The sequence below is a fragment of the Bacillus amyloliquefaciens DSM 7 = ATCC 23350 genome, assembly GCF_000196735.1.
Taxonomy (GTDB): Bacteria; Bacillota; Bacilli; order Bacillales; family Bacillaceae; genus Bacillus; species Bacillus amyloliquefaciens.
Window position 1 is genome coordinate 1,822,128 of sequence record NC_014551.1, and the last position, 26,855, is coordinate 1,848,982.

A 26,855-nucleotide genomic window follows, 5' to 3' on the forward strand; every position below is an offset into this window, starting at 1 on the left:
AAGGAATGATATCGGAAAAAATCAATATCTCACTGGATCACCCTATCATGAAAGGCCATATGGTCTTTGGTGAAGCGGTATTGCCCGGTCTTGCTTATATCGACTTGATTTATCAGGTTTTTCAGGAACACGGTTATTTATACAATGAGCTCGAATTGAAGCACGTCACGATTTATCAGCCTTTAACCGTCAGTGAAACGGCTGCAATCATTCTGACCATTCAATGTTCTGAAAGCGGAGATGGAAAATGGTTCATCTCCCTTTCCGGGCAGAAACAGCAAGGTGACGAGCTGTCAGACAATATACAGTATGCGACGGCTGAAATGGTGAAAAGAGCCGCTGTCACATTTGATGAAACCCTTGATTTCGGCGATGTGAAGCAGTCAGTCCGATCTCTGGATCTTGATGAGATGTATAACCGCTGCCTGGATCATGATTTGGTTCATTCCGGCATGATGAAATCAAACGGACGATTATACGAAACAGAAGACGGCATGCTGGCTGAGCTATCTTGCGAAGAGGGAAAGGATTTCTTTTTATTTCACCCGGCCCTTTTGGATGCGAGCGGAATCGGGGCGAGCGGTTTGCTTTCTGAAACAAACCGGCTCCACCTGCCTTTATATTATGAATCATTCACGGCCGCCGACAGGCTTCAATCAGAGTGCACGGCGCGTATCGCAGCTTCCGGCGTCCGTCAGGAAAAAGAACTCACCACTATGACAATCGAGTACTTCAGCCGATCCGGACAGAAGGTCGCGGAGCTTAAAAACATTACGGGAAAAGCGGTGCGGTTCGAAGAAGACGAGAATACAGCCGGACAAGATAAACAGGATGCAAAAGAGCCGGAAAGCGCAGATGAAAAAGACATCATTCTGTTTTTAAAGAAGCTTTTGGCTGAAAAGCTGGGGCAGCCTTGGGAGCCGCTTGACATTCTTGCCGGTTACTACGAGCTCGGGCTGGATTCATCTTCTTTGCTTGAGATTGTTCAGGATATCAGTAAAAAGGCGGGTGTGCCCCTCGCGCCCACTCTTCTCTTTGAATATACAAATATAAAAGAACTGGCTGCCTATTTGAAAAAGACCGTTTCATTTGAAAGGGAAGATCATGCAGCCGAACCATCAGTACTTGAAACTGAAACACCAAGTGTGCCAAACCAACATGAAAACACCGGAGACATTGCGATTATCGGAATGGCGGGCCGGTATCCGAAAGCGAAAAATGTGGAGGAGTTTTGGGAAAACCTTAAGGCAGGCACGGATTGCATCACTGAGGTTCCGAAGTCCCGCTGGGATTGGAAAACATATAAAAACGTAACGTCACCATCTGGAAAAAAAGTATCAAAATGGGGCGGTTTCATCGACGATGCCGATTGCTTCGATCCGCAGTTTTTCAGAATCTCACCGCGTGAGGCGGAAATGATGGACCCGCAGGAACGCCTGTTTTTACAAACCTGCTGGGAGACGATTGAAGATGCGGGCTATACGCCTGAAACGCTTGGAAATAAAAAAAATAAACAGCGTCCTGTCGGCGTTTTTGCAGGGGTCATGCATAAAGATTATTCCTTAATCGGCGCAGAACAATTATCGGAGACTGATCCTTTTCCGGTTTCACTGAATTATGCGCAGATTGCCAACAGAGTGTCCTATTATTGTGACTTCCACGGGCCGAGCCTCGCGGTGGATACCGTTTGTTCTTCTTCTTTGACCGCCGTTCACCTGGCCATTGAAAGCATCCGCCGCGGCGAATGTGAGGCCGCGCTTGCGGGAGGGGTGAACTTGTCGCTGCATCCGGCGAAATATCTCAGCTACGGAAGCGTCGGCATGCACTCGAGTGACGGCCGCTGCCGTACATTCGGCGAGGGCGGTGACGGCTACGTTTCCGGAGAAGGAGTGGGTGCCGTATTACTCAAGCCGCTGGAAAAAGCCGAACAAGACGGCGACCGGATTTACGCGGTTATTAAAGGAAGTGCCGTTAACCATGTCGGAAAAGTAAGCGGAATTACCGTCCCGAGCCCTGCTGCACAGGCAGAAGTTATTAAGGCATGTCTGAAAAAAGCAGGCATCAGCCCGCGGACTGTCAGCTATGTGGAAGCCCATGGAACAGGCACTTCGTTAGGAGACCCGATTGAAATTGAAGGCCTGTCAAAAGCGTTCAGCGAAGGGACGCAGGATCAGCAATTTTGTTCCATCGGTTCAGTCAAATCAAATATCGGCCATGCAGAATCTGCGGCGGGCATCAGCGGCTTAACAAAAGCGGCGCTGCAGCTTCATTACAAAACGCTTGTCAAATCTCTGCATTCCGGTGAATTAAATCCATACGTGAAATTTGAGAAATCGCCTTTTTACGTACAGCAGCAGACTGCTCCGTGGAAGCAGCCGGCAGCCGAAGAAAACGGAAAAGTCACGCATTATCCGCGCCGGGCCGGACTCAGTTCCTTCGGGGCATCAGGTTCGAATGCTCATATCATTTTAGAAGAATACATTCAGCCTGAACAAAAAGCGCCTGCGCCTGAGAAAGAAGCAGCTAAAATCTTCCTGCTGTCCGCAAGAAATAAAGACAGGCTGCTGGCCTATGCGGAAAAAATAGCCCGGACACTTTCCGAAAAGACGGCGCTGTCTGAACTGGCCTACACCCTTCAGACAGGGCGTGAAGCAATGGAGGAGAGAGCTGTCTTCCTTGCAAATGACACCCGCGAATTGAAGGGAAAACTGAACGATTTCGTAAAAGGAAACGAAAATATCCCGGGATTTTGGCGCGGACAAGCCGAGATGCCGGAACTGAGCGAAAACGCTCCGGAAACGGATGATCCGCTGCGGCTTGCCGAGTTATGGGCAGAAGGGAAAACAGTGGATTGGAATAAGCTGTACGGTCCGGATAAACCGCGCAAAACAAGCGTTCCGACGTATCCGTTTGCAAAAGAGCGCTATTGGATTCCGCAGCGGGAAAAACAGGATAAAACCCTGTCAGACACTGTACTGCATCCGCTTTTACAAGAAAATACGTCAGATTTTTCACAGCAGCGCTTCACTTCTCTTTTTACGGGAGATGAATTTTTCCTTTCTGACCATGTCGTCAACGGACAAAAAATTCTGCCGGGCGTCGCCTATCTGGAAATGGCCGGGGAAGCAGTGAAAAAGGCCGCGGCCGTGACGGACAAAGGCCATAGCGTCACACTCAGACAGATCGTTTGGGTCCGGCCGGTCATTGTTGAAAACAAACCGAAGGAAATACATATTGCCCTTTATCCAGAGGATAACGGTGAGATTACCTATGAAATATACAGTGAGGCAGAAGAAAACGGCGAAGATCTGGTCATTCACAGCCAAGGTGAAGCAGTCATTACCGCACCGGGCAGCGCTCAGTTAGATATTGAGTCTGTCAAGGCTTCCTGCAATTTAGGGATAGTGACTGCGGATGAATGCTACGGAGCTTTTGAAAAGATCGGCTTGGATTATGGAGAAGCATACAGGGGCGTACAGCAATTGCTGATCGGTGAAGACCGATTGCTGGCCCGTATTTCACTCCCGGCTGCCGTACATGACACGAAAGAACAGTACGCGCTTCACCCGAGTATGATGGACGCCGCTTTTCACGCCTCCGTGGGTTTGCTTGTCCGTTCGATTCATGACGATGCGGGAAGCCGCGAGCTTTCTTTGCCGTTTGCGATGCAGGAAGTGGAGGTGTTCGGGAAGTGTCCTGAGCATGTCTGGTCATATATCCGGTACAGCGAAGGAAGCAAAGCGGATGACACCGTAAGAAAATTTGACATTGATATGTGTGATGATGCCGGTACCGTTTATGTACGGATGAAAGGCGCGTCTGTCCGGGCGCTTGACACAACCCAAACAGCGGGAGGCGAAACCTTGGAGGCGCCTGTCGGACACACGATGATGATTCCGGCTTGGGAGCCCGTTTCACTTGAAAAAACGAAGAAAGTGAATACGGTGAATAAGCAGACCGCAGTTTTCGGAGGAACTGACAGACAGCATTCACGTATAAAAGAGCATCTGCCAAACGCTTCATATTATCCAATCAGAGGTACGGATGATATCGCATCTCTTACGCACATGCTTGAAGGGCATAAAGAGCTGGAGCAAATTATTTGGCTCGCGCCTGAGGCTGAGGGTGCTGACAGCCTTAAGGAACAGGAGCGCAACGTTTTTCATGTGTTTAAGCTGATGAAAGCATTGCTTGCCTCAGGGTACGGAGAAAGACACCTGGACTGGTGCTTTGTCACAGCAAATGCTCAGCCGTTTTCGGATCAGGACAGCGCCGATCCGTCACAAGCCGCAGTCAGCGGCCTTGCCGGGACGATGGCGAAAGAATATCCGCATTGGAATGTCCGCATGATTGACACAGAAACGGACGGTATCTGGCCGATCGGAGAGGCGCTTTCTCTTTCTGCCGGGAAAAACGGCCAAGTTTGGGCATACCGCAATCAGCAGCTGTTTGAGCGGCAGCTGATCCCGCTTGACAATATGCCGAAAAACGGCACGCTATACCAAACAGGCGGGGTTTATGCCGTAATCGGAGGCGCCGGGTATCTCGGCGAGGCATGGAGCGAATATATGATCCGCCGCTACAAAGCACGCGTCATTTGGATCGGAAGAAGCACGCTGAATAAATCCATACAGGCGAAACTCGACCGGCTCAGCGCATTCGGTCCGGCGCCTGAATATATTTCCGCCGATGCCGCTGACAGTGTTTCCTTAGAGCGGGCTTATCAGCTCATAAAAGAGCGTCACACAAAAATTAACGGCGTTATTCACTCGGCAATGGATCTGTCTGAGCAAAGCTTAAATAATATGAAGACAGAAGAGTTCAAATCGGTGCTGAGAGCAAAAGCCGACGTAAGTGTGTCCATGGCGGAGGTATTCGGACGGGAGCCGCTTGACTTTGCGCTCTTCTTCTCCTCGCTTGTGGCATTTATCCATAATGTGAAACAAAGCCATTATGCCGCAGGATGCGCCTTCAGTGACGCATTTGCGAAGGAACTTGATCAGAAATGGAACTGCCCGGTCAAAGTCATGAATTGGGGCTACTGGGGCAACAGCGAAGCGGCTGAAGACGGCAATTTTATTCAGCTGATGGATCAGATCGGATTGGGACTGATCGAACCGGACGCTGCGATGGAGGCGCTTGAAACACTTATGACGATACCGGTTGATCAAGCAGCCTTCATTCATACGACAAAACCGGTCGCAGTAGAGGGGATGAATGAACGAGAAACGATTTCCGTTTATCCGCCTCATCCGCTTGTAACCGGACAACAGCCGAAGGCCGCTCCGCCCGGCGCGCGTCTTGTAAGAGAGGCTGAACATCAGGAGCTTGATGATTTTCTGTATCAGCTTTTGATCGCCCAGCTTAAAGAAGCGGACTTGCTGACGCCGCAAAGCCTTAAAGCGTATGAGCCTGAACACGAATATTTTAAAAAATGGCTCGATCAAACGATCACCTTCCTTCTGGAACACGGCTATCTGGAAGGGAATGCCGATTCATTTACACTGTCAGCCCGCGCTGAAAACGCAACCGCCTCGCTATGGCGAAAATGGGAGCAGGAAAAAGCGGAATGGCTCAATAATACTGATACAAAAGCAATGACTGTTTTAGCCGAGACGATGCTTAAAGCACTGCCGGACATTCTGCGCGAAGACGTGCCGGCCACAGATATCATGTTCCCGCACTCTTCAATGGAACTTGTTGAAGGAATTTATAAGCATAATCAAGTCGCGGATTACTTTAACGGCGCCCTGTCAGATACATTAACGTCCTATGTGAAAGAAACCATCAGTAAAAACTCAAAAACCGCCATCCGCATACTGGAAATCGGAGCGGGCACAGGCGGCACAAGCGCAGGCATATTTGAAAAGCTAAAGCCGTATCAAAACCATATAAAAGAATACTGTTACACCGATGTATCGAAAGCTTTTCTCGTGCATGCGGAAACAGAATACGGCAAACAGAATCCTTATCTGACTTATAAACTTTTTAACGCGGAAGCGCCGCTTTCCGGTCAGGACATAGAGCCTGGCGCATACGACATCGTCGTTGCGGCCAACGTGCTCCACGCGACGAAAGACATCCGCCAGACGCTGAGAAACGCCAAAGCCGTTTTAAAAGACAACGGCCTGCTGCTCTTAAATGAAATGGCGGGAAACAGCCTGTTCCCGCATATTACTTTCGGGTTGCTTGAAGGCTGGTGGCTGCATGAAGATTCTGACCTTCGTATTCCGGGATGCCCGGGCTTGTATCCAAAAAGCTGGAAGCACGTGTTAGAAAGCGAAGGCTGGCATTCTGTCTATTTCCCGGCAGAAGCTGCACATGATTTAAGCCATCAGATTGTAGCGGCAAAAAGCAACGGCATTGTCCGCCAAAAAACGCTTAAAGCAGGAGGCGTAACACCGGCCGCACTGCCAAAAGCAGCACAAGCGCCGGAACTTCAGCCGCAAACAACGGCCGAAAAAAGCGATACAGCTTTAACAGAAAAAAGCACCGAGTACTTAAAAACGTTAATCGGAGAAACATTAAAAATTCCGCCGGCTCAAATTGATCCGAAAGCGCCGCTTGAAAAATACGGAATTGATTCTATCGTCGTCGTACAGCTGACAAATGCGTTACGAAATGTGTTAGACCAAGTCAGCAGCACCTTATTTTTTGAATATCAGACGATCGAGGCTCTCGTCGGCCACTTAATCAAAACAAAAAAAGACGCGATGATCAAACTGACGGGACAAGCGCCTGTTCATGAAGAACCAGAGGCGGCATCCGAACCGCAGGCTGTACAGCCGGCTAAGCCGCTTCGCACTGACTGGCGGCGGAGAGAAAAACGGGCAGCAAAAGAGGCCGTCCGGCAAAGTTCGGTTCGCGACGTGGCCATCATCGGCGTTTCAGGACGCTACCCGCAGGCAAAAACAGCGGCTGAGCTTTGGGCTAACATTAAAAAAGGAAAAAACTGCATAGAAGAAATCCCGCAGGAACGCTGGAACTGGCAGGATTACTATGATGTAGAAAAAGGTAAAGAGGGCTCTATTTATACGAAATGGGGCGGATTCATTGAAGATATGGACAAGTTTGATCCGCTGTTCTTTCAGATTTCTCCTTTGGAAGCGGAGCGCATGGACCCGCAGGAGCGATTATTTTTAGAAACGGCGTATGCGAGTATCGAGGATGCCGGCTATACGCCTGACAACCTGTGCCAAAGCAGAAAAATCGGCGTTTTTGCCGGAGCGATGAACAAAAACTACCCGACAGGCTACGGCTACTGGTCCATTGCCAACAGGGTGTCTTACCTTTTTGATTTCCAAGGGCCGAGCATTGCGGTTGACACAGCCTGTTCTTCTTCTTTGACGGCCATTCATCTGGCGCTTGAGAGCCTATACAGCGGTTCAAGCGAATGCGCGATTGCCGGCGGCGTAAATATCGTAACCGACCCGATCCATTATATGAATCTGTCAGTCATGAACATGCTTTCTGCAAGCGACACATGCAAATCGTTCGGAGACCGCGCGGACGGTTTTGTAGACGGAGAAGGAGTGGGCGCGGTCGTGTTAAAGCCGTTAGACCAAGCGATTGCCGACAACGATCACATTTACGGTGTGATTAAAGGAAGCACCATTAACAGCGGGGGCAAAACGAACGGGTACACCGTTCCGAACCCGAACGCGCAGGCCGCCTTAATAAAAGAGGCTTTCCAAAGGGCAAACGTCCCGGCGCGCACCGTCAGTTATATTGAAGCCCACGGCACGGGGACCGCATTAGGGGACCCGATTGAAATCGCCGGATTAACGAAAGCATTTGAAGAGGATACAACAGATAAACAGTTTTGCGCCATCGGCTCCGCAAAATCCAATATCGGCCATTGTGAAAGCGCCGCGGGCATCGCCGGTCTGACAAAAATATTGTTCCAGCTGAAAGACCGCCAAATTGCGCCGTCCCTGCATGCCGGGCAGCTGAACCCGAATATTGAGTTCGCATATACACCGTTTGTCGTTCAGCAGGAACTCGGCGAGTGGAAACGTCCCGTCATCGGCGGCAAAGAGATTCCGAGAAGGGCCGGATTAAGCAGCTTCGGCGCAGGAGGAGCAAATGCCCACCTCGTCATAGAAGAATATATTGCAGATAAAGAGCCTGTTGAATCGCCGGGTGATCAGCCCGCTATTATCGTCCTGTCCGCGAAAAACAGCGAACGGCTCACTGAAAAAGCAAAACAGCTTACAGCCGCCATCCGTGAAAAACGATACAGCAGCAGTGATCTTATGAGTATAGCCTATACTCTTCAGACGGGCCGTGTGCCGATGGAAGAGCGTCTCGGCTTTATCGTTCATTCACTTCATGAACTTGAAGAAAAACTGACTGGATTTATCTCCGGAAAAGACACCGCCGAAATGCACCGCGACGGTACGGAAGAAAACAAACGGATGCTTGCCGTATTTGCGGCGGATGATGATATGGAAGCAATCTTAGACGCTTGGATCAGCAAACGGAAATATTCTAAGCTGCTTGAGCTTTGGGTAAAAGGATTAGATATCAATTGGGCGAAATTATACGGAGACCGTCTTCCGGCCCGCATCAGCCTGCCTGCTTATCCGTTTGCGAAAGAGCGCTTCTGGCATCAGCAGCCTGCTCAAAGTAAGGCAGCGCCCGTTAAAGCAGCGGCCGATGAAAATGATCCGGCAGAACAGTTTGAAGTGATGGCTTTCCGAGAAGTTCTTAAAGAACAGGCTTTGCCGGCTGTTGGAGAAAAGAAAATCAAGACGGTGATTTCTTTCTTATCTGATCAGAAGAAGCAGCAGGAAGCCGTCTCGGCGATCAGATCGTACGACAGTGAAGCTGACGTTATATTTATCGCTCAGGGCGACCGGTATGAGGCTTTATCCTCCGGCCGCTGCCAGGTGGTGCGGGAAGATCCGCAATCATATGTGAACGCTTTTGCGGACATTCAAAAAGAGTACGGTGAAGTTTCTGCCATTTTGTATTTATGGGCGCTCGAAGATAAAAGCTGCATAGAAGATTATTCATGTATCGTCTATATTCTCAAGGCAATGGCCGAGACCGGTCTGCTGCCGGAAAAATTGTTATTGGCGGGTGAATATGCATCCGGTCTGGAAAAGTGCTACTTGGAATCATGGATCGGCTTTGAGCGTTCGCTCGGCATTGTTCTCCCGAAAACAAGCATTACCGGCCACTTCAGAAAAGCCGGCGCGGCCATGACAGACTGGATGGGAACCATTTTGGACGAGCTGAAGGCTGAAACAGACCATACCGTTTTCTTGGAAGAGGGGAAACGGTATGTCTATCACACTGAACCAACCGGATTAACGGAAGAAAACAGCAGGATCAGAACCGGAGGAACCTATCTCATTACAGGCGGATTAGGAGGGCTCGGCTACTTATTTGCCCGCCACCTCGCCCGGAATTATCAGGCAAATGTCATTCTCACGGGGCGGTCGCCGATCAATGAAGAGAAGAAAGAAAAAATGAAAGAGCTGGAAAATCTCGGGGCGGGTGTTCTTTACGCCGAAGCCGATGTTTGTGATCCGATCGGAATGGGCGACTGCATTAAGCGCGCGAAAGAACGATTCGGAGCCATTCACGGCGTCATTCATGCGGCGGGCATCGAAAGCAGAACATCCGTCTTTGAAAATGAAATCGGGAATTTCCGCGGTACGCTTGAACCGAAAATAAACGGAAGCCTGCTTCTTGACGAGTGGCTGAAAAATGAAACGCCGGATTTCATCTGCTACTTTTCATCCACATCGGCTGTTTTAGGGGATTTCGGCTGCTGTGATTACGCAGTGGCGAACAGGTTCCAAATGGCGTACGCCCACTATAAAAACGAACAATCAGAAAGCGGAAACGCTTTTGTCATAAACTGGCCCGTCTGGAAAAACGGCGGAATGGCCGTCGGCGGTGAAGAGACGACAGGCATGTACCTGAAATCAAGCGGCCAGCGCCTGTTAGAAACAGATGAAGGCATTGAGCTGTTTGAGCGCATCATTTCTCAAGAAAACACCCAGTGTCTCGTCATTGCAGGCAAAAGAAGCCGCGCCGAACGATTTTTAGGTATCCGGAAAGATGAGTCATCAAAACCGGAAGCTTTGCCGGAAACCGTGAGCAGCCGCATCCCGGCAGAAAGCACGGAAAAACGGCTCGAAGCGGATTTGAAAGAGCTGATACACAGTCTGCTGAAAATATCCAAAGATAAGCTCGTCCTGCATAAAAACTGGGCGGAATTCGGATTTGATTCCATCTATTTAGCCAAATTTGCCGCTCTTTTGTCGCGCCATTACGGCATTGAAGTCACTCCGGCGTTATTTTACAGCTATGCCACGCTAGGGGACGTTATGAACTACTACCTGACAGAACACAAAGAAACGATCGAAACGTTTTACAGAACGGAAGAAACCGAAACAGAAGACGCTGCTCCGGAAAGCAAGGAGTATACGGATCAGGAGATCATCGCCATGATGAAACAGGTCTCTGAGGGGACATTGGATTTTAAAAGAGTGCAAGACATCATAGAAGGGAGTAAGACTTATGAATCATAAAGAACTTCTCGATGCCTACAGATCAGGAACGCTCACCATCGCTGAGGTAGAACAAGAGCTTCAGGCTTTCAAGCGGACAACTGCAAAACGTCCGCTTTCAGAAGGCCAGAAAGGTTTGTGGATGCTTCAGAAAATGTTTCCGGAGATGAGCGCATATAACATTCCGTTATGCTTTCGATTTCAAAAGCTGGATATCGAGACATTCAAAAACGCCCTTTTGTTTGTGAAGCGCCAGCACCCTATTTTGACCAGTGTGATAAAAGAGGAAAACGGCCTTCCGTATCAGATTGAAGATTCGGAGATGCATTTTCCGATTGAAGAAATAGATCTTTCTGAACTAAGCGGGCGTGACGCTCTAACGTTTATTAAAGAAAAGGCAAAAGAACCGTTTGCGTTTGAAACCGGTCCGCTCCTGCGCGTTCAAGTGTTCCGGAGGGCGAAGCGGGAATCGATCGTGTTAATCACCATTCATCATATCATTTTTGACGGCGTGTCTCTTATGACGTTTATGTCGGCGCTGCTGGACGCCTATGTAAAAGCAGGCGAAGGCAAAGAACCTGAAATGCTTCGGCAGGCCGCAGATTATCATGACTTTGTGAACTGGGAAAAAGAACTGCTGGAAAGTGAAGCGGGAAAAACGCATCTCTCTTATTGGAAAGAGCAGCTGGAAGGACCTCTGCCGGTGCTAGAGCTTCCGTCGGATTACCCGAGATCATCGGTTCAAACTTGCAGGGGGCAGGCGTATCAGCGCTTGCTTCCTGATGAACTGAACCGGCAGATTAAAGTTTGCGCCCAAAAAAATAATGTCAATGAATCGGTTGTGTATCTCGCTATTTTCAAAGGCCTGCTCTATCAATATACGAATCAGGAAGATATCATCGTCGGCATGCCGACAATGGGGCGCTCTGAGGCTCAATTTGAGTCTATGATCGGATACTTTATTAATATGATCGCGGTCAGAAGCAGGGAGACGGGCGCAAAAACCTTTACGGCCTTTTTGAAAGAGCTTCAGATGACACTTGCAGAAGGGTTAAACCATGCCGCGTATCCGTTTCCGGCGCTTGTAAAAGAATTGAAGACAGAACGTTCGCCTGCTGTTTCACCTGTTTTTCAAACCGCGTTTTTCTATCAAAACTTCTTCCGGACAGAAGGAGCGGAAAAGCTGGCCGAACAATATCAATCACTCGGGATTGAAATGATAGAAGACATTCATCAGGAAGGCGAATTTGAGCTTGCGCTTGAAGTCTATAAAAAAGAAAAAGAAACAGTCCTGCAATTTCTGTACAATCCGGATGTCTACAGCCCCACTACTATCGAACGGATGGCGGAGCATTATATGAAACTGGCAGAAAAAGTGCTTTCTGACCCGGAGATCGCTTTTGAAGCATGCTCCGGCCTGCTCAATCAGAATCAGGAACGGGAAAAAAGCCGCACATCCCATCAGCCGAATGAGCGCTGTATTCATGAAGTGTTTGCGGAAAAAGCCGGGCGGCACCCTGAAAGAGAAGCCGTCACATTCGGTGAAAACAGCCTTACATATCGCGAATTAGATGAACGAAGCACGGCGCTCGCTGTGTATCTGCAAGAAAAGGGGGTCACACCGGAATGCCCGGTCGGCATTTGTACGGAGCGTTCTTTTGAGATGGTCATCGGCATCCTCGCCATTTTAAAAGCGGGAGGTGCGTATGTGCCGCTGGACCCGGCTTTTCCAAAGGAACGGATGTCACACGTCTTGCTTGACAGCGGCGTTTCAATCGTCTTAACGCAAGCAAAAACACGCGGCATGATTGAACGGTTAACCATCGGCGGTGTGAGCACGGTAGAGATCGAAAACAGCGGACGCCCTGCCGGCGGGGCAAAATTGGCGCAGCGTTCAAAACCGCATCACCTCGCTTATATCCTATATACGTCCGGAAGCACGGGAAAACCGAAAGGCGTCATGGTTGAGCACAGGGCCATCATGAACACACTGCAGTTTTTGGAAGCGGAGTATCCGGTCGCGCAGGAGGATGCCTATCTGTTAAAAACGAACTACGTGTTTGACGTTTCGATTTCTGAATTATTCGGCTGGTTTATCGGAAACGGACGGCTTGTCATTTTGCCGCCCGGTGCAGAAAAAAATCCGCAGCTTTGCATGGAATACATCCAAACTCACCAGGTGACGCATCTGAATTTTGCTCCTGCTGTGTTTAATGTATTTCTGGAAACGGTAAAGCGGCATACGTCATTTACAGAGGAAGGTCCTGTGAAATATGTGATGGTGGCCGGAGAGGCGTTTCCGAAAGACTTGGTCAAAAAGTCAGTATCCATCTTCAAAAACGCCAGAATTGAAAACATATACGGCCCGACGGAAACATCCATTTATGCCGCTTACTACAGCTGCGGCGATAAGGAAATCACAAGCAGAAATACGCCGATCGGAAAACCGATCCAAAACACGCGGCTCTATATCGTCGATGAAAAGCTCAGCCCCGTCCCGGACGGTGTGGCCGGCGAGCTTTGCGTGGCCGGCGCCGGTCTGGCCAGAGGCTATTACAATCAGCCTGAGCTGACGGCGGCATCATTTATTGATAATCCGTTTAGTGAAGGAGAAAAACTTTACAAAACAGGCGATTTGGCCAGATGGCTGCCTGACGGAAATATAGAATATGCCGGACGTATTGACAGTCAAGTAAAAATCCGCGGCTTCCGCATCGAATTGGGAGCGATTGAAGCAAAATTGAGCGAACATCCGGATATCCTTGATCAGGCGGTTGTCGTTCAGGAAAAGAACGGACATAAAAAGCTGACCGCTTATTATACGGCCCGCTCCGGTCATGCGGCAGATGAAAAAGCGCTCCGCAAACATCTTTTATCAGGCCTGCCGGATTATATGGTGCCTGCCCATTTTATCCGACTGGATGCGCTGCCGTTAACACCGAGCGGCAAAGTGAACCGCAAAGACCTGGAAAAGCGCAAGGTGATCGTTCACCGGTCTGAAAAGACGGGCAGTCTGCCGTTATCAGAGGCGGAAGCGAAGGTGACTGAAATATGGGAAGACCTGCTGAATACCGCGGGGATCAAAACCGAAGACGGCTTTTTCGATGTGGGAGGCGACTCGCTGCTGGCTGTCGCCGCGGCAGAACGCATTAAACAGGAGCTGGAATGTGATTTTACCGTCACGGATTTATTCGAACACTCTACCATTCAGGCGATCAGCCGATTTATTGTTGAAACAAAACAGGCCGCTGAGAGAGAGGCGCCCGCCCAAGATGAGAGAGAAAGAGAACAAACGGCTCAAAACGGGGTGCCGTCTTACTTTGAGGACAGCGTAGCGATAGTGGGGATTTCCTGTCAATTCCCCGGCGCGAAAAATCATCATGAGTTCTGGAAGCAGTTAAGAGAAGGAAAAGAAAGCGTCCGTTTCTACTCGGAAGAAGAACTTCGGGAAGCAGGCGTACCGGAAGATTTGATCGAAAATCCCGATTATGTGCCGGCATTATCGACGATAGAAGGAAAAGATCTCTTTGACCCTGAATTCTTTCACATTTCTCCGAAAGACGCAGAATTTATGGATCCTCAGCTTCGGCTTTTGCTGCTTCATTCTTGGAAAGCCGTCGAGGACGCGGGATATGTATCCAAAGAGATTCCGAAGACAAGCGTTTATATGTCGGCAAGCAATAATTCGTATCGGTCGCTTTTGCCGGAAAAAACGACAGAAGGCCATGAATCTCCTGACGGCTATGTGTCATGGGTGTTGGCGCAGAGCGGCACGATTCCGACGATGGTTTCCCATAAGCTCGGATTAAAAGGGCCAAGCTATTTCGTTCATTCAAATTGCTCGTCATCATTAGTCGGTCTTTATTCAGCCTATCAAAGCATAACGAGCGGAGAATCGGAATACGCGCTCGTCGGCGGAGCAACTCTGCATGCTGCGACAAGCATCGGCTATGTACATCAAACAGGATTGAATTTTTCAAGCGACGGGCATGTCAAGGCATTTGACGCTTCAGCCGACGGTATGGCGGGCGGAGAAGGAGCTGCCGTCATTCTCCTGAAAAAAGCGTCACAAGCCGTTCAGGACGGAGATCACATTTACGCTATGCTAAGAGGCATCGGTCTGAACAATGACGGAGCGGATAAAGTCGGTTTTTACGCACCGAGTGTAAAAGGACAGACTGACGTCATCCAGCAAGTTTTAGACAGCACGAACGTTCACCCGGAGACTGTTTCCTATATCGAAGCGCACGGCACAGGAACGACATTGGGTGACCCGATTGAAATGTCCGCGCTGCAGCAAGTGTATAAACGTTACACGGATCAGGAGCAGTATTGCGGGATCGGCTCCGTAAAAACGAATATCGGACATTTGGATACAGCGGCGGGCCTTGCCGGGTGCATCAAGGTCGCGATGAGTTTATATCATCGGGAGCTGGCGCCTACCATTAATTACACGTCACCGAATCCGAATATCACATTCAGCGGTTCGCCGTTTTATGTAGCGGACAAGAGAAAACCGCTTCCGGAGAGAGAGACGCCGCACCGCGCAGCGTTAAGCTCATTCGGGCTCGGAGGAACAAACGCACACGCCATTTTTGAACAATATGAAAACAAAACGATCAGCAGCTCAAATGACGGCCGGCCGCCTTATATCGTTCCGCTGTCAGCAAGAAATAAGCAGCGCCTGACTGCCTATGCATCTTGTTTATCCGACTTTCTGAATGAAGCCGAAACCGATGTTTCCTTGCATGATCTGGCGTTTACGTACCAGACCGGACGTGAGGCGATGGAAGAGAGAGCCGTCTTTATCAGTAACGATCGTCACGATTTGAAGCGTCAGCTGCAGGATTTCATCAATGGTAATAAACAAAACATCTTACGGGGCGAAAAAGTGAGAAATAAAGAAGCGTCACCTCAGGAGATGGAAAAGCTTGCGGCGTGCCAGACACAGGAAGAAAAGCTGAAAGCAATCGCGGCGCTCTGGATAGAAGGGGTGCGTGTCGATTGGGGCTTATTGTATCAGGATTCCGCACCGCAACGAATCAGTGCGCCGACCTATCCGTTCGCCGAAGAGCGCTTCTGGCCGGAAGAAGCTGTGAAGCAAACGGATACGAAGCTTTTGCACCCGCTGATCCATCAGAATACATCAGTTTTGCAGGAGCAGCGGTTCAGCTCGGAATTCACGGGCAAAGAGTATTTTATTGCCGAGCATATCATTAAAGGAATGGCGATCGTGCCTGCCGCCGTTACCCTTGAGATGGCACGGGCCGCGGCGGAGAGAAGTATCGGCGGGGTATCAGAGGAATCTTTGGGCCTTCGCTTAAAGAATATCGTGTGGGTCCGCCCGGTGATAGCCGATCAGCAGACTGTCAGTGTCCATGTCGGACTTTATGAAGAAGAAGACGGGCAGATTCAATACAGAATGTACGGCGGGAACGATTCAAGCGGTGAAGCAGCTCCTCTTTATAATCAGGGCATCGCTGAAATCATCCGAAAGGGACCGGAAGAAACGGCGGATCTTGAGCAGATGAAGCGCTGGTGCACGCAGGGAACAATCGAATCTGAAGCGTTTTATAAAGGAATGATCGGAGCTGATTACGGACCCGGATACAAAGGTGTGCAGCTTGTATACAAAGGCGAAGACCGGCTGCTTGCTAAATTGAAGCTTCCTGAATCCGTCTCTCACACAAAAGCTGATTATATCCTTCATCCGAGTATGATGGACGGTGCGCTTCAGGCCGCCGAATATTTGCAGAACGTAACAAGAGCGCTGCTTGCAGAAAGCGGGGAACCATTCAAAGCCGCATTACCGTTTGCTTTAGAGGAGCTGGACGTACTGAAGCCATGTGCTGCTGACATGTGGGTGTACGTCACATTCAGCGCGAACAATAAAGCCGGCGATTATATCCAAAAAGCTGATATCGATTTATATGACAATAACGGCGGGCTTTGCGTGCGGATGAGAGGATTCTCAACGCGGATCATGGAAGAAAACGCGGGTGCCGGCGTCCCTGTCAGCCGTACTGATACATTGCTGGCTGAGCCGGTCTGGAAGGAGCAGCAGAAACCGGCGCAGGAGCACGCGCCTTCGTATGAACAGCATATCATCTTCCTTTGTGAGTACGATGAAGCCGTTAAACAAGCAATTGAAGCCAAGCTTGAACACGCAAGCGTCTTTATTTTGGACGAGCGCCCCGCATCTATTGCAGAGCGGTATCATTCCTATGCGGGTCAGCTGTTTGATCATATTAAAACCATAATGAAAGGCAAGCCGAAGGGCCGAATTCTTCTTCAGGCTGTTACGCGTTCAGCAGGCTTACAGCAGGTGTTCTCAGGCATTACCGGCCTTTTCAGAACCGCATGCCTTGAACATTCCAAGCTGATTTTTCAAATGATAGAAGCCGATGAAAAAGAAAGTGCTGAAGACATAGCGGAAAAAGTGTCCGAAAACCATATGCATGCCGAAAGCGTCCATGTGAAATATGAAAACGGCAAGCGCTTTGCTGCTGATTGGGAAGAGGTGGACATTTCTCAAGCGGAGCCGGACATTCCGTGGAAAGACGAAGGCGTTTATCTCATCACCGGAGGTGCCGGAGGTTTAGGCCTGATCTTTGCAAAAGAGATCGCAAACCGCACAAAAGACGCCGTCATCATATTAACCGGCCGATCCGCTCTCGGAGAAAAGCAGCAAGATCTGCTGGAAACAGTACGTGCTGCCGGCGCTTCTGTCTTCTACGAGCAAACTGATGTCACGGATGAAGCAGAAGTATACCGATTCATCCGCAATATCCGCAAACGGCACGGCAAGCTGGACGGAATTGTTCACAGTGCCGGCATTATAAAAGACAACTACATGGTGAAGAAGCCGGCAGAGGAATATCAAGACGTTCTCGCTCCGAAAGTGAAGGGCCTTGTGTATCTTGATGAAGCGTCACAGCATGAGAAATTAGATGTCTTTATTGTCTTTTCATCCTTATCAGGTGTGCTTGGAAGCGTCGGCCAGGCTGACTACGCGTCTGCAAACGTCTTTATGGAGATGTATGCCGCGTACCGCCGTTCTTTACAAGCCGCAGGACAAAGATACGGAAAGACGCTTTCTGTCAGCTGGCCGTTATGGAAAGAAGGCGGAATGCAGGCAGGAAAGCAGACAGAAGATATACTGATGCAAGAGGCGGGAATCGCACCGCTCAGCACAGAAGCCGGCATCAAGGCTTTATATCAAGGCTTGATGAGCGGGGCAGTCCGGGTGACGGTTCTTGAAGGAGACGTGAAAAACATGAAAGCAAAACTGTTCCGAAAAGAGAATGATCATCCGGAAGCTGAGTCCGGCGTACATCATGAGATTGACGCTGACAGCCTGCTTGAAAAAGTCAAGCATCTCTTAAAACAGCAGACAGCCTCACTGTTAAAAGTGAAACTTGACAAAATTGATGCACATGAAGAAATGACAAAATACGGGCTTGACTCTATCTCGATGACCGAGTTTACGAATCAGTTGAATAAAACGTACCGGCTTAGATTAACGCCGACGATTTTCTTTGATCATCCGACGATTCATGAATTTGCCGTTCATTTAATCAGTGAATATGAGGATGAATTCGCCGGACGGTTTGCGGTTAATACAAAAACGGTTCAATCGTCAAAACCGGTAAAAGAGACTCAAAAAACACGCCCGGCCGTTAAGCGCCGCCGCACTCTGCCTGAGACACTTCCGCAGACAGTACAGCGGGGTCAGAAGGCGGAGCCGATTGCAATCGTAGGCATCAGCGGAATTTTTCCGATGGCTGAAGACATTGATGCTTACTGGCAAAACCTGAAGGAAGGCAAAGACTGCATGACCGAGATTCCGAAAGACCGCTGGGACTGGCGGGACTATTACGGGGATCCCGCAAAGGAAGTTAATAAAACAAATGTCAACCAAGGCGGATTTATTGACGGAATTGCTGAATTTGATCCGTTATTTTTCGGGATTTCACCCCGGGAAGCGGAGCAAATGGACCCTCAGCAGCGTCTCCTGCTGACGTACGCATGGAAAGCGATTGAAGATGCCGGATACGCGTCAAAGAGTCTCTCAGGCACAAAAACAGGTGTGTTTATCGGGACTGGAAATACCGGCTACGGTTCTCTATTAGCCAATGCCGATGCGACGATTGAAGGGTCATCCGCGGCGAATACAAGTCCGTCTGTCGGACCGAACCGTGTCAGCTATACGCTCAATCTGCACGGGCCGAGCGAACCGATTGATACGGCCTGCTCAAGCTCGCTCGTTGCCATTCACCATGCCGTTTCTTCAATAGAAGAAGGGACGTGCGACATGGCTTTAGCCGGAGGAATCAATACGATTGTTCTTCCGGATGTGTATATCAGCTTTGATAAAGCGGGCGCGCTGAGCAAAGAAGGACGATGCAAAACGTTCTCCGATCAAGCTGACGGTTTTGCCCATGGTGAAGGGGCCGGACTCTTTTTCCTGAAAAAACTGTCAGCGGCAGAGGCCGATGGAGACCATATTTACGGCGTCATTAAAGGAAGCGCAGTGAATCATGGCGGCCGTGCGGCATCTTTGACAACGCCTAACCCGAAACAACAGGCGGAAGTCATTAAAGCCGCATACAAAAAAGCGGGCATTGATCCTAAAACAGTCTCTTATGTCGAAGCTCACGGCACCGGAACAGAACTTGGAGATCCCGTTGAAATTAACGGCCTGAAACAAGCGTTCAGCTCGTTTGCAGACGGAAAAGAGAAAGCGTCCGGCTATTGCGGCTTAGGCTCAGTCAAAACAAATATCGGCCATTTATCCCTTGCCGCGGGAGCAGCGGGCATCATTAAAATTTTGCTGCAGATGAAGCATCGAACATTAGTCAAAAGTCTTCACTGTGAGACGGTAAATCCGTACATTCAGCTTGAAGACAGCCCGTTTTATCTGGTGCGGGAAACGATGGAATGGAAGACGCAGACGGACGAACGAGGAAACGAGCAGCCGCGCCGCGCGGGCATCAGCTCATTCGGCATCGGCGGGGTAAATGCCCACGTCGTCATCGAAGAATACATTCCGCAAGAAAGAGCGGAAGCAGATCATTCTCACATCGATCCATGCCTTTTCGTTCTATCCGCCAAAAATGAAAAACGCCTGAAAGAACAAGCCGAACAGCTGAAACGTGTGCTTTCAGAAAAGCGGTTCGGTCAATCCGGCCTTGTTTCTATGGCTTATACCCTCCAAATCGGAAGGGACGCCATGGAAGAACGCCTGGCGGTTATTGCCGGATCCGCTGAAGAACTGCAGGAAAAACTGTCGCAGTTTGTCAATGGAGATAAGAACGCGGACTTGTACAGAGGAAGAATAGACAAAGGCACGCTGCAAATGCTGACGGAAGATGAAGAAATTCAAGAAGCCGTTGAAAAATGGATGGCACGCGGCAAATACGCGAAGCTGCTCGAATTATGGGTGAAAGGGCTGAACGTCGATTGGGCGAAGCTGTACGGAGACCGGCCGCCTAAACGCATAAGCCTGCCGACATATCCGTTTGCAAAAGACCGCTATTGGGCGGCAAAACGCATCGGAAAGCACGAAAGAACAAGCGCTGTTTCTGCCGGAACGCAGGACGTGCTTCATCCGCTTCTGCACAGAAATACATCAAACCTTGCCGAACAGCGATTCACTTCAACCTATACCGGAGAAGAATTTTACCTTGCGGACCATGTTGTACAAGGCGTGCCGATCTTACCGGGAGTGGCGCATCTTGAAATGGCGCGCGCTGCAATGGAACAGGCATCTGAAGTGCCGACCGGACAGGGAAGCGTCAAGCTTAAGAATACGGTTTGGGTGCGGCCGATCACCATTGAAGACGAGCCGATCCATGTCAATATCCGTCTCGTTCCTGATACTGCAAATGACGTTCACTTTGACATTTACAGCGGCCTTGAAACAGATCAGCCGACCGTTTACAGCCAAGGTGCAGTATCAGTCCGTCCTGACGCAGAGGCTCCGGTTATTGATCTGCAAAAGCTGAAATCACGATCCGCCGAGACACCGTTTTCTGCAGACGAAGTGTACGATATGTACCGCAAAATCGGTTTTGATTACGGCCCGGCTTTCCGGGGTGTCAAAGCGATTTATACAGGGGATGATTTCGTATTGGGCCGACTGTCGCTTGATCCGGCTTGTGCGGACACGGTACGGCAGTATGTCATGCATCCGGGCTTAATGGACTCTGCATTGCAGGCATCAAGCATATTGACCGGAACAAATGATGAAAAACTGATGCTTCCGTTTGCGGTTCAGGAGCTCGAAGTATTCAGCGCGTGCACTGCCGGGATGTGGGTATACGCCAGACTTTCTGAAGACCATAAAGCCGGACAGGTGGAAAAACGCGATCTTGATATTTGTGATGAAAACGGCAAGGTTTGCGTAAGGCTGAAAGGTTTGTCGTTCAGAACGGCTGAAAAAGAACCTGAGAAAAAAGAAGAAGCCCCGGAAACGCTTATGCTTGAGCCCGTATGGACCCAAAGCACTGAAACTGCCGCTCAAACGGAACCTGTTTTTGCCCGGCATATCGTGATGCTTTGTGACACAGAACCCGGATTGAAACAAGCCGTTGAAACTGCGGGAGCCGAATGCATTGAAATGACCTCCCCGCATGAGAAACCGGCAGCGCGCTTCCGTGATTATACCGGGCGGATATTGGAGACGCTGCAAAAACTGCTGAAGGAAGAAACGGAAGGAGACGTACTCATCCAGGCGGTTCTTTCTAAAACAGGTAAGCATCAGCTGCTCTCAGGGATTTCAGGTCTGTTAAAAACAGCCGGCCTGGAACATAAAAGGCTGAAAACCCAGCTGATTGAAATAGAGCCGGCAGAAAACGGCAGAATCACAGACATCATCAGAGAAAATAAAACATGTGCTGATGACGGCCATATCAAATATGAAAACGGCATTCGATACAGGGCTGATGTCAAAGAAACGGCTGTGTCCGGCAGTAAAATACGCACTCCTTGGAACGACGGAGGCATTTACCTTATTACCGGAGGAGCCGGGGGCCTTGGCTTTATTTTCGCGAAAGAAATCGCCCGTAACGTCAAAGAGCCGACACTGGTTCTGACCGGCCGTTCCCCATTAAGCGCGAATCAGAGGCAGCAGCTCCAATCGCTTGAATCACTCGGAGCGACAGCGGAATACAAACAGGCTGACGTGACAAACGCTCAAACTGCGGCGGATCTGGTCAAAACAATTGAGACGGAATATGGCGGACTTCACGGCATCATTCACAGCGCTGGTGTGATGAAGGATCAGTATATCGCGAAGAAAACAACTGAAGAGTTTCACAGTGTATTAGCGCCTAAAACCGATGGATTTGTCAACCTTGATGAAGCAACCGAGCATTTAGCGCTGGACTTTTTCATCGTTTTCTCCTCCATCTCCGGCGTCACGGGGAATGCGGGACAGGCGGATTATGCTGCGGCAAACGCGTTTATGGACAGCTATGCGGCATACCGCAACGCGCTGGTTAAGGCAATGTACCGCCATGGGCATACATTGTCAATCAATTGGCCGCTTTGGAAAGACGGCGGAATGCAAGTCAATGAAGAAATGGCGAAGCTCACCGAAAAAAGAACCGGCGTGGCGCCGATGCGCACTGAAACCGGAATAGAAGCGCTTTACAAAGCATGGAGCACGGGGAAAACAAGTGTGCTCGTCATGGAAGGAAATCTCGCCGTTATGCGGGAAAAACTGCTTCAAAAGACGCCAATAGCCGCTTTTTCACCGGTTAAAAAAACGGAGGAAACGCCTGCGCCGAAAGACTTGACGGCAAAACTTCAGGAATTGCTGGCAAAAGAGGTTTCCGGACTTCTGAAAATAAATATTGAAGAAATAGATATCGATTTGGAGTTCAATCAATACGGATTTGATTCCATTACGCTGACGGAATTTGCCAACAAACTGAATGACTCTTACCAGCTTGATTTGACACCGACCGTGTTTTTTGAATATGCGACGATTCAAGCCTTGGCTCATCATTTAGCAGAAGACTATCAAACACAATTTACCGGCAGCACACAGCCGAAAAAAGAAGAAAACCAAAGCCGAGTAACAGATGACGGCGGCATCAGGCTGACAGGGAACAAACGCTTTGCAAAAACTGCCGTACAGCCTGTTCAGACAGCGGTTGAACATAAACCGGAACCGATCGCTATCGTAGGTATGAGCGGAGTGTTTCCGAAGGCCGCAAATATTGATGAGTATTGGAGTAACTTGGAAGAGGGAACAGATTGCATAACAGAGGTGCCGGCGGACCGCTGGGACTGGCGGGAGTATTACGGTGACCCGCTTTATGAAGCCAACAAAACAAATGTAAAGTGGGGCGGATTTATTGACGGAGTTGCGGATTTTGATCCGCTGTTCTTCGGAATTTCACCGCTGGAAGCCGAACAGATGGATCCGCAGCAGCGCCTGTTAATGATGTATGCGTGGAAAGCGATAGAAGATGCGGGATATTCCGCTAAAAGCCTTTCCGGCACGAGAACGGGCCTTTACATCGGCACTGGGAATACCGGATACGGCTCACTATTTTCAGACTTGGATATCGGCGGTGCGTCAGCCGCAAATATGAGCCCGTCAGCGGGGCCGAACCGTGTCAGCTATATGCTCAATCTGCACGGGCCGAGTGAACCGATCGACACGGCTTGCTCCAGCTCACTGGTCGCGATTCATCACGCCGTATGCGCCATTGAAAACGGGAACTGCGATATGGCGATCGCCGGCGGCGTGAATACCGTCGTCACCCCGCAAGGCCACATTGCTTATGACAAAGCCGGCGCGCTGAGCAAAGAAGGGAAATGTAAAACGTTCTCCGACCGGGCGGACGGATTTGCCGTCAGTGAAGGTGCCGGAATTCTTTTCCTGAAAAAGCTGTCAGAAGCAGAAAAAGCGGGCGATCATATCTACGGCGTCATCAAAGGCAGCGCGGTTAATCACGGCGGACGCGCGAACTCCTTGACGACACCGAACCCGAAAGCCCAAGCCGAAGTCGTCAGAACGGCTTATGACAAAGCAGGTATTGATCCGAGAACAGTCACTTATATTGAAGCGCACGGAACCGGGACGGAGCTTGGCGATCCGGTCGAAATCAACGGCCTGAAATCCGCCTTTCAAAAGCTGTACGAAAAAACCGGCGATCCCGCCGTTTACGCGAGTCATTGCGGATTGGGTTCGGCCAAAACCAATATCGGACACCTATCGCTGGCAGCAGGTGTCGCGGGTGTGATCAAAGTGCTGATGCAGATGAAGCATAAAACACTCGCAAAAAGCCTCCACAGCGAGGTCATCAACCCGTATATCAAACTGAAGGACAGTCCGTTTTACATCGTACAGGAAAAAAGAGAATGGACGGCATTGAAAGACGAAAACGGCAATTACCTGCCGCGCCGCGCGGGAATCAGTTCTTTCGGCATCGGCGGCGTAAACGCCCATGTTGTCATTGAAGAATATATCCCGAGGGAAGAAAGAAAAACCGTCATTGTCAAACATCCTCAAATCTTTGTGCTGTCGGCCAAAGAAGAAGAACGTCTGCAAGAACAGGCGCAACAGCTGGCACAAGCTCCTTTTACGGACGAGGATCTTGCCGATATTGCTTACACGCTTCAGCAGGGACGTGATGCCATGGAAGAAAGAGCGGCCATCATCGCTTCCTCGGCCGAAGAGCTGCGGGACAAGCTGAATAGCTGTGCAAAAGGACATTATGACGCGGCGGGTATTTATAAAGGCAAAGCGGGTAAAACCGCGCTGAACGCCGTTGCCGCAGGCGAAAACGGCGAATCGGATATCGAAGAGCTGATCAGCCGCCGAGAGAATGACAAGCTTGCGGAATTATGGGTGCAGGGCAGTGATATCAAATGGGACGGCCTATATGCTGATATCAAGCCCCGTCGAATGAGCCTCCCTACTTATCCGTTTGCGAAAGAGCGGTATTGGATCACGGACAACCGGCCAAAAGCAGAGAAACCGCAAGCCGTGGCGACGGCCCGGGTGCTGCATCCGCTTCTTCACGAAAACGTATCGGATTTAACAGAGCAGCGTTTCCGCTCCGAATTTACGGGGCAAGAGACGATTTTCACCGATCATCTGATTAAAGGCAAACCGGTCATGCCGGGTGTCGCTTACTTGGAAATGGCCCGGGCGGCAGTTACTCAGGCAGTCAAAGGACAAAAGGAACGTCCGTCTGCCATCCGCCTGAAAAACATCGTCTGGGTTCGTCCGATTGAAGCGGGGAGCCGTCCGATTGAAGCGCAGATCAGCCTCGTTCCGAGGGAAAACGGTGAAATCGTATATGACATTTACACGGCTTCAAAAACAGAAGCAAGCGGCAGGCAGATACACTGTCAGGGGGCTGCCGGCATTCTCAGCGACGGGAAGGCTCCGCAGCGTAATATAGGCGCACTGAAAGCTCAATGCGGCCACAACATGCTGACTTCTGAGCAGTGTTACGGCTTATTCAGCAAAATCGGCATTGATTACGGTCCCGGACAGCAAGGAATTAAGCAGATTCACATCGGAAACAATCAAGCATTGGCTGAGCTCCGTCTGCCTTCCTTCCTCGAAGAAACGGCAGATCAATATGTTCTTCACCCATGCATGCTTGATTCAGCTTTGCAAGCGACAATCGGACTGAAACTGCACGCTGATGATAACCAGCTGTCATTGCCGTTCGCTCTTGAGGAACTGGACATTTTCAGTCCATGCACAACAAGTATGTGGGCGTATGTCAGCTCCCGGGGAACGGATGAAAAAATTCAGCGGCTGGACATTGATTTATGCGATGAGGACGGCAGGGTCTGTGTCAGGATTAAAGGGATTTCTTCCAGAATGATGGAAGGCCCTGCGCCGGAAACATCATTAAATGGAGCAAACCTTCTGGCTCCGGTATGGGATCTAGCGGAATTCCGCGGCCAGAGCCCTGCATGTGAGACGGAAGAGGTTGTCTTTATCGCGGGGGATGAGGAGAGCGCGGCTTTTCAAATGCATCATCCTGCTGCAAAAAGGCTCCATATCACTCCGGAGGATGAAATAGAGGCTGTTGCGGCAGAAATGAAAGCCAGAGGGCCATTCGGCCATATCGTATGGATCGCCCCTTTTCACACCGCCAGTGACATGGTGAAAGCCCAGGATGCGGGCGTCATCCAGATGTACAGAGTGATCAAGGCAATGCTTGCTTTAGGATATGGAGGCAAGCGGATCAGCCTGACCGCAGTCACAATAAAAACACAGTCCGTACAGCCGGACGACACTATTGATCCGGCTCATGCAGGCATTCACGGTTTGGTCGGCTCGCTTGCAAAAGAGTATCCAAGCTGGCAAACAAGGCTGATTGATGCCGGAAGCCCGGAAGATGTTTCAAAGGCGGAGCTGTTCTCAGCGCCGTTTGATGAGCAAGGCAATACATGGGCGTACCGGAACAATCATTGGTACAAACAGCGTCTCATTCCTGTGCAGCAGCCGGTGTCAAACCGGCCTGCTTACAAAAAAGGCGGCGTCTATGTCGTGATCGGCGGCGCCGGCGGCATCGGCGAGGCTTGGAGCGAATATGCCGTGAAAACGTATCAGGCACGCGTCGTTTGGATCGGCAGACGAAAACATAACAGCGCTATCCGGGAAAAAATCGACAGACTCAGCCAATTCGGGCCGACGCCAATTTATATTGAAGCAGACGCGGCAAATCCGGATGAGCTCACATGTGCGTATGAAACGATCAAACGCACGCACCCGCATATTAACGGAATCATCCATTCCGCAATCGTTTTAGAGGATCAGGGTCTGGCAAATATGCCGGAAAGCCGTTTTAAAAGTGTGCTCGCTGCAAAAGTCAATGTCAGCGTGAATATGGCCCGCGTTTTCCGAAATGAGCCGCTGGACTTTGCTTTGTTCTTCTCGTCTGTTCAATCATTTGCACGCGCGGCCGGACAAAGCAATTATGCGGCCGGATGCAGCTTCAAAGATGCCTTTGCCGCTCATTTGGCTCAAGTGTGTCCGTATTCGGCGGCGGTGATGAATTGGAGCTACTGGGGCAGCGTCGGAATTGTATCATCTGCTGAATATCAAGAACGGATGAAACAGGCGGGAGTCGGATCGATTGAAGCGCCGGAAGCGATGGCGGCGCTTGAGCGGTTGCTCGGCGGCCCATTGAATCAATTCGTCATGATGAAACAGGCGGAAGAGCCTGTGGAAAAACCGGAAGAAATGATAGAAGTATACCCTGAACATCACGGCTCGGCGATGCAAAAACTGCGAAGCTATCAGCCTAAAGTAACAAGACATGTACAACAATTGAGTTAAGGAGG

Annotated in this window: 2 protein-coding genes; both read left to right on the top strand. The window is 50.0% G+C overall.

Translation table 11 applies throughout. The features are described from left to right. Window positions 1-5 precede the first annotated feature (5 nt). Window positions 6-10,547, top strand: coding sequence for an SDR family NAD(P)-dependent oxidoreductase (locus tag BAMF_RS29580; RefSeq protein ID WP_013352337.1), 10,542 nt, complete (start codon window positions 6-8; stop codon window positions 10,545-10,547). Further along, window positions 10,537-26,850: a non-ribosomal peptide synthetase gene (locus tag BAMF_RS29585; RefSeq protein ID WP_013352338.1), complete on the top strand. Its 16,314-nt coding sequence runs from the start codon at window positions 10,537-10,539 to the stop codon at window positions 26,848-26,850. The genes BAMF_RS29580 and BAMF_RS29585 overlap by 11 nt, the downstream gene beginning before the upstream one ends. The last annotated feature ends 5 nt before the right edge of the window (window positions 26,851-26,855 follow it).

Excerpts from the sequence above, each read along its gene's own strand:
- BAMF_RS29585 (WP_013352338.1), top strand. The coding sequence starts at position 10,537 with ATGAATCATAAAGAACTTCTCGATGCCTACAGATCAGGAACGCTCACC.
- BAMF_RS29580 (WP_013352337.1), top strand. The coding sequence starts at position 6 with ATGATATCGGAAAAAATCAATATCTCACTGGATCACCCTATCATGAAA.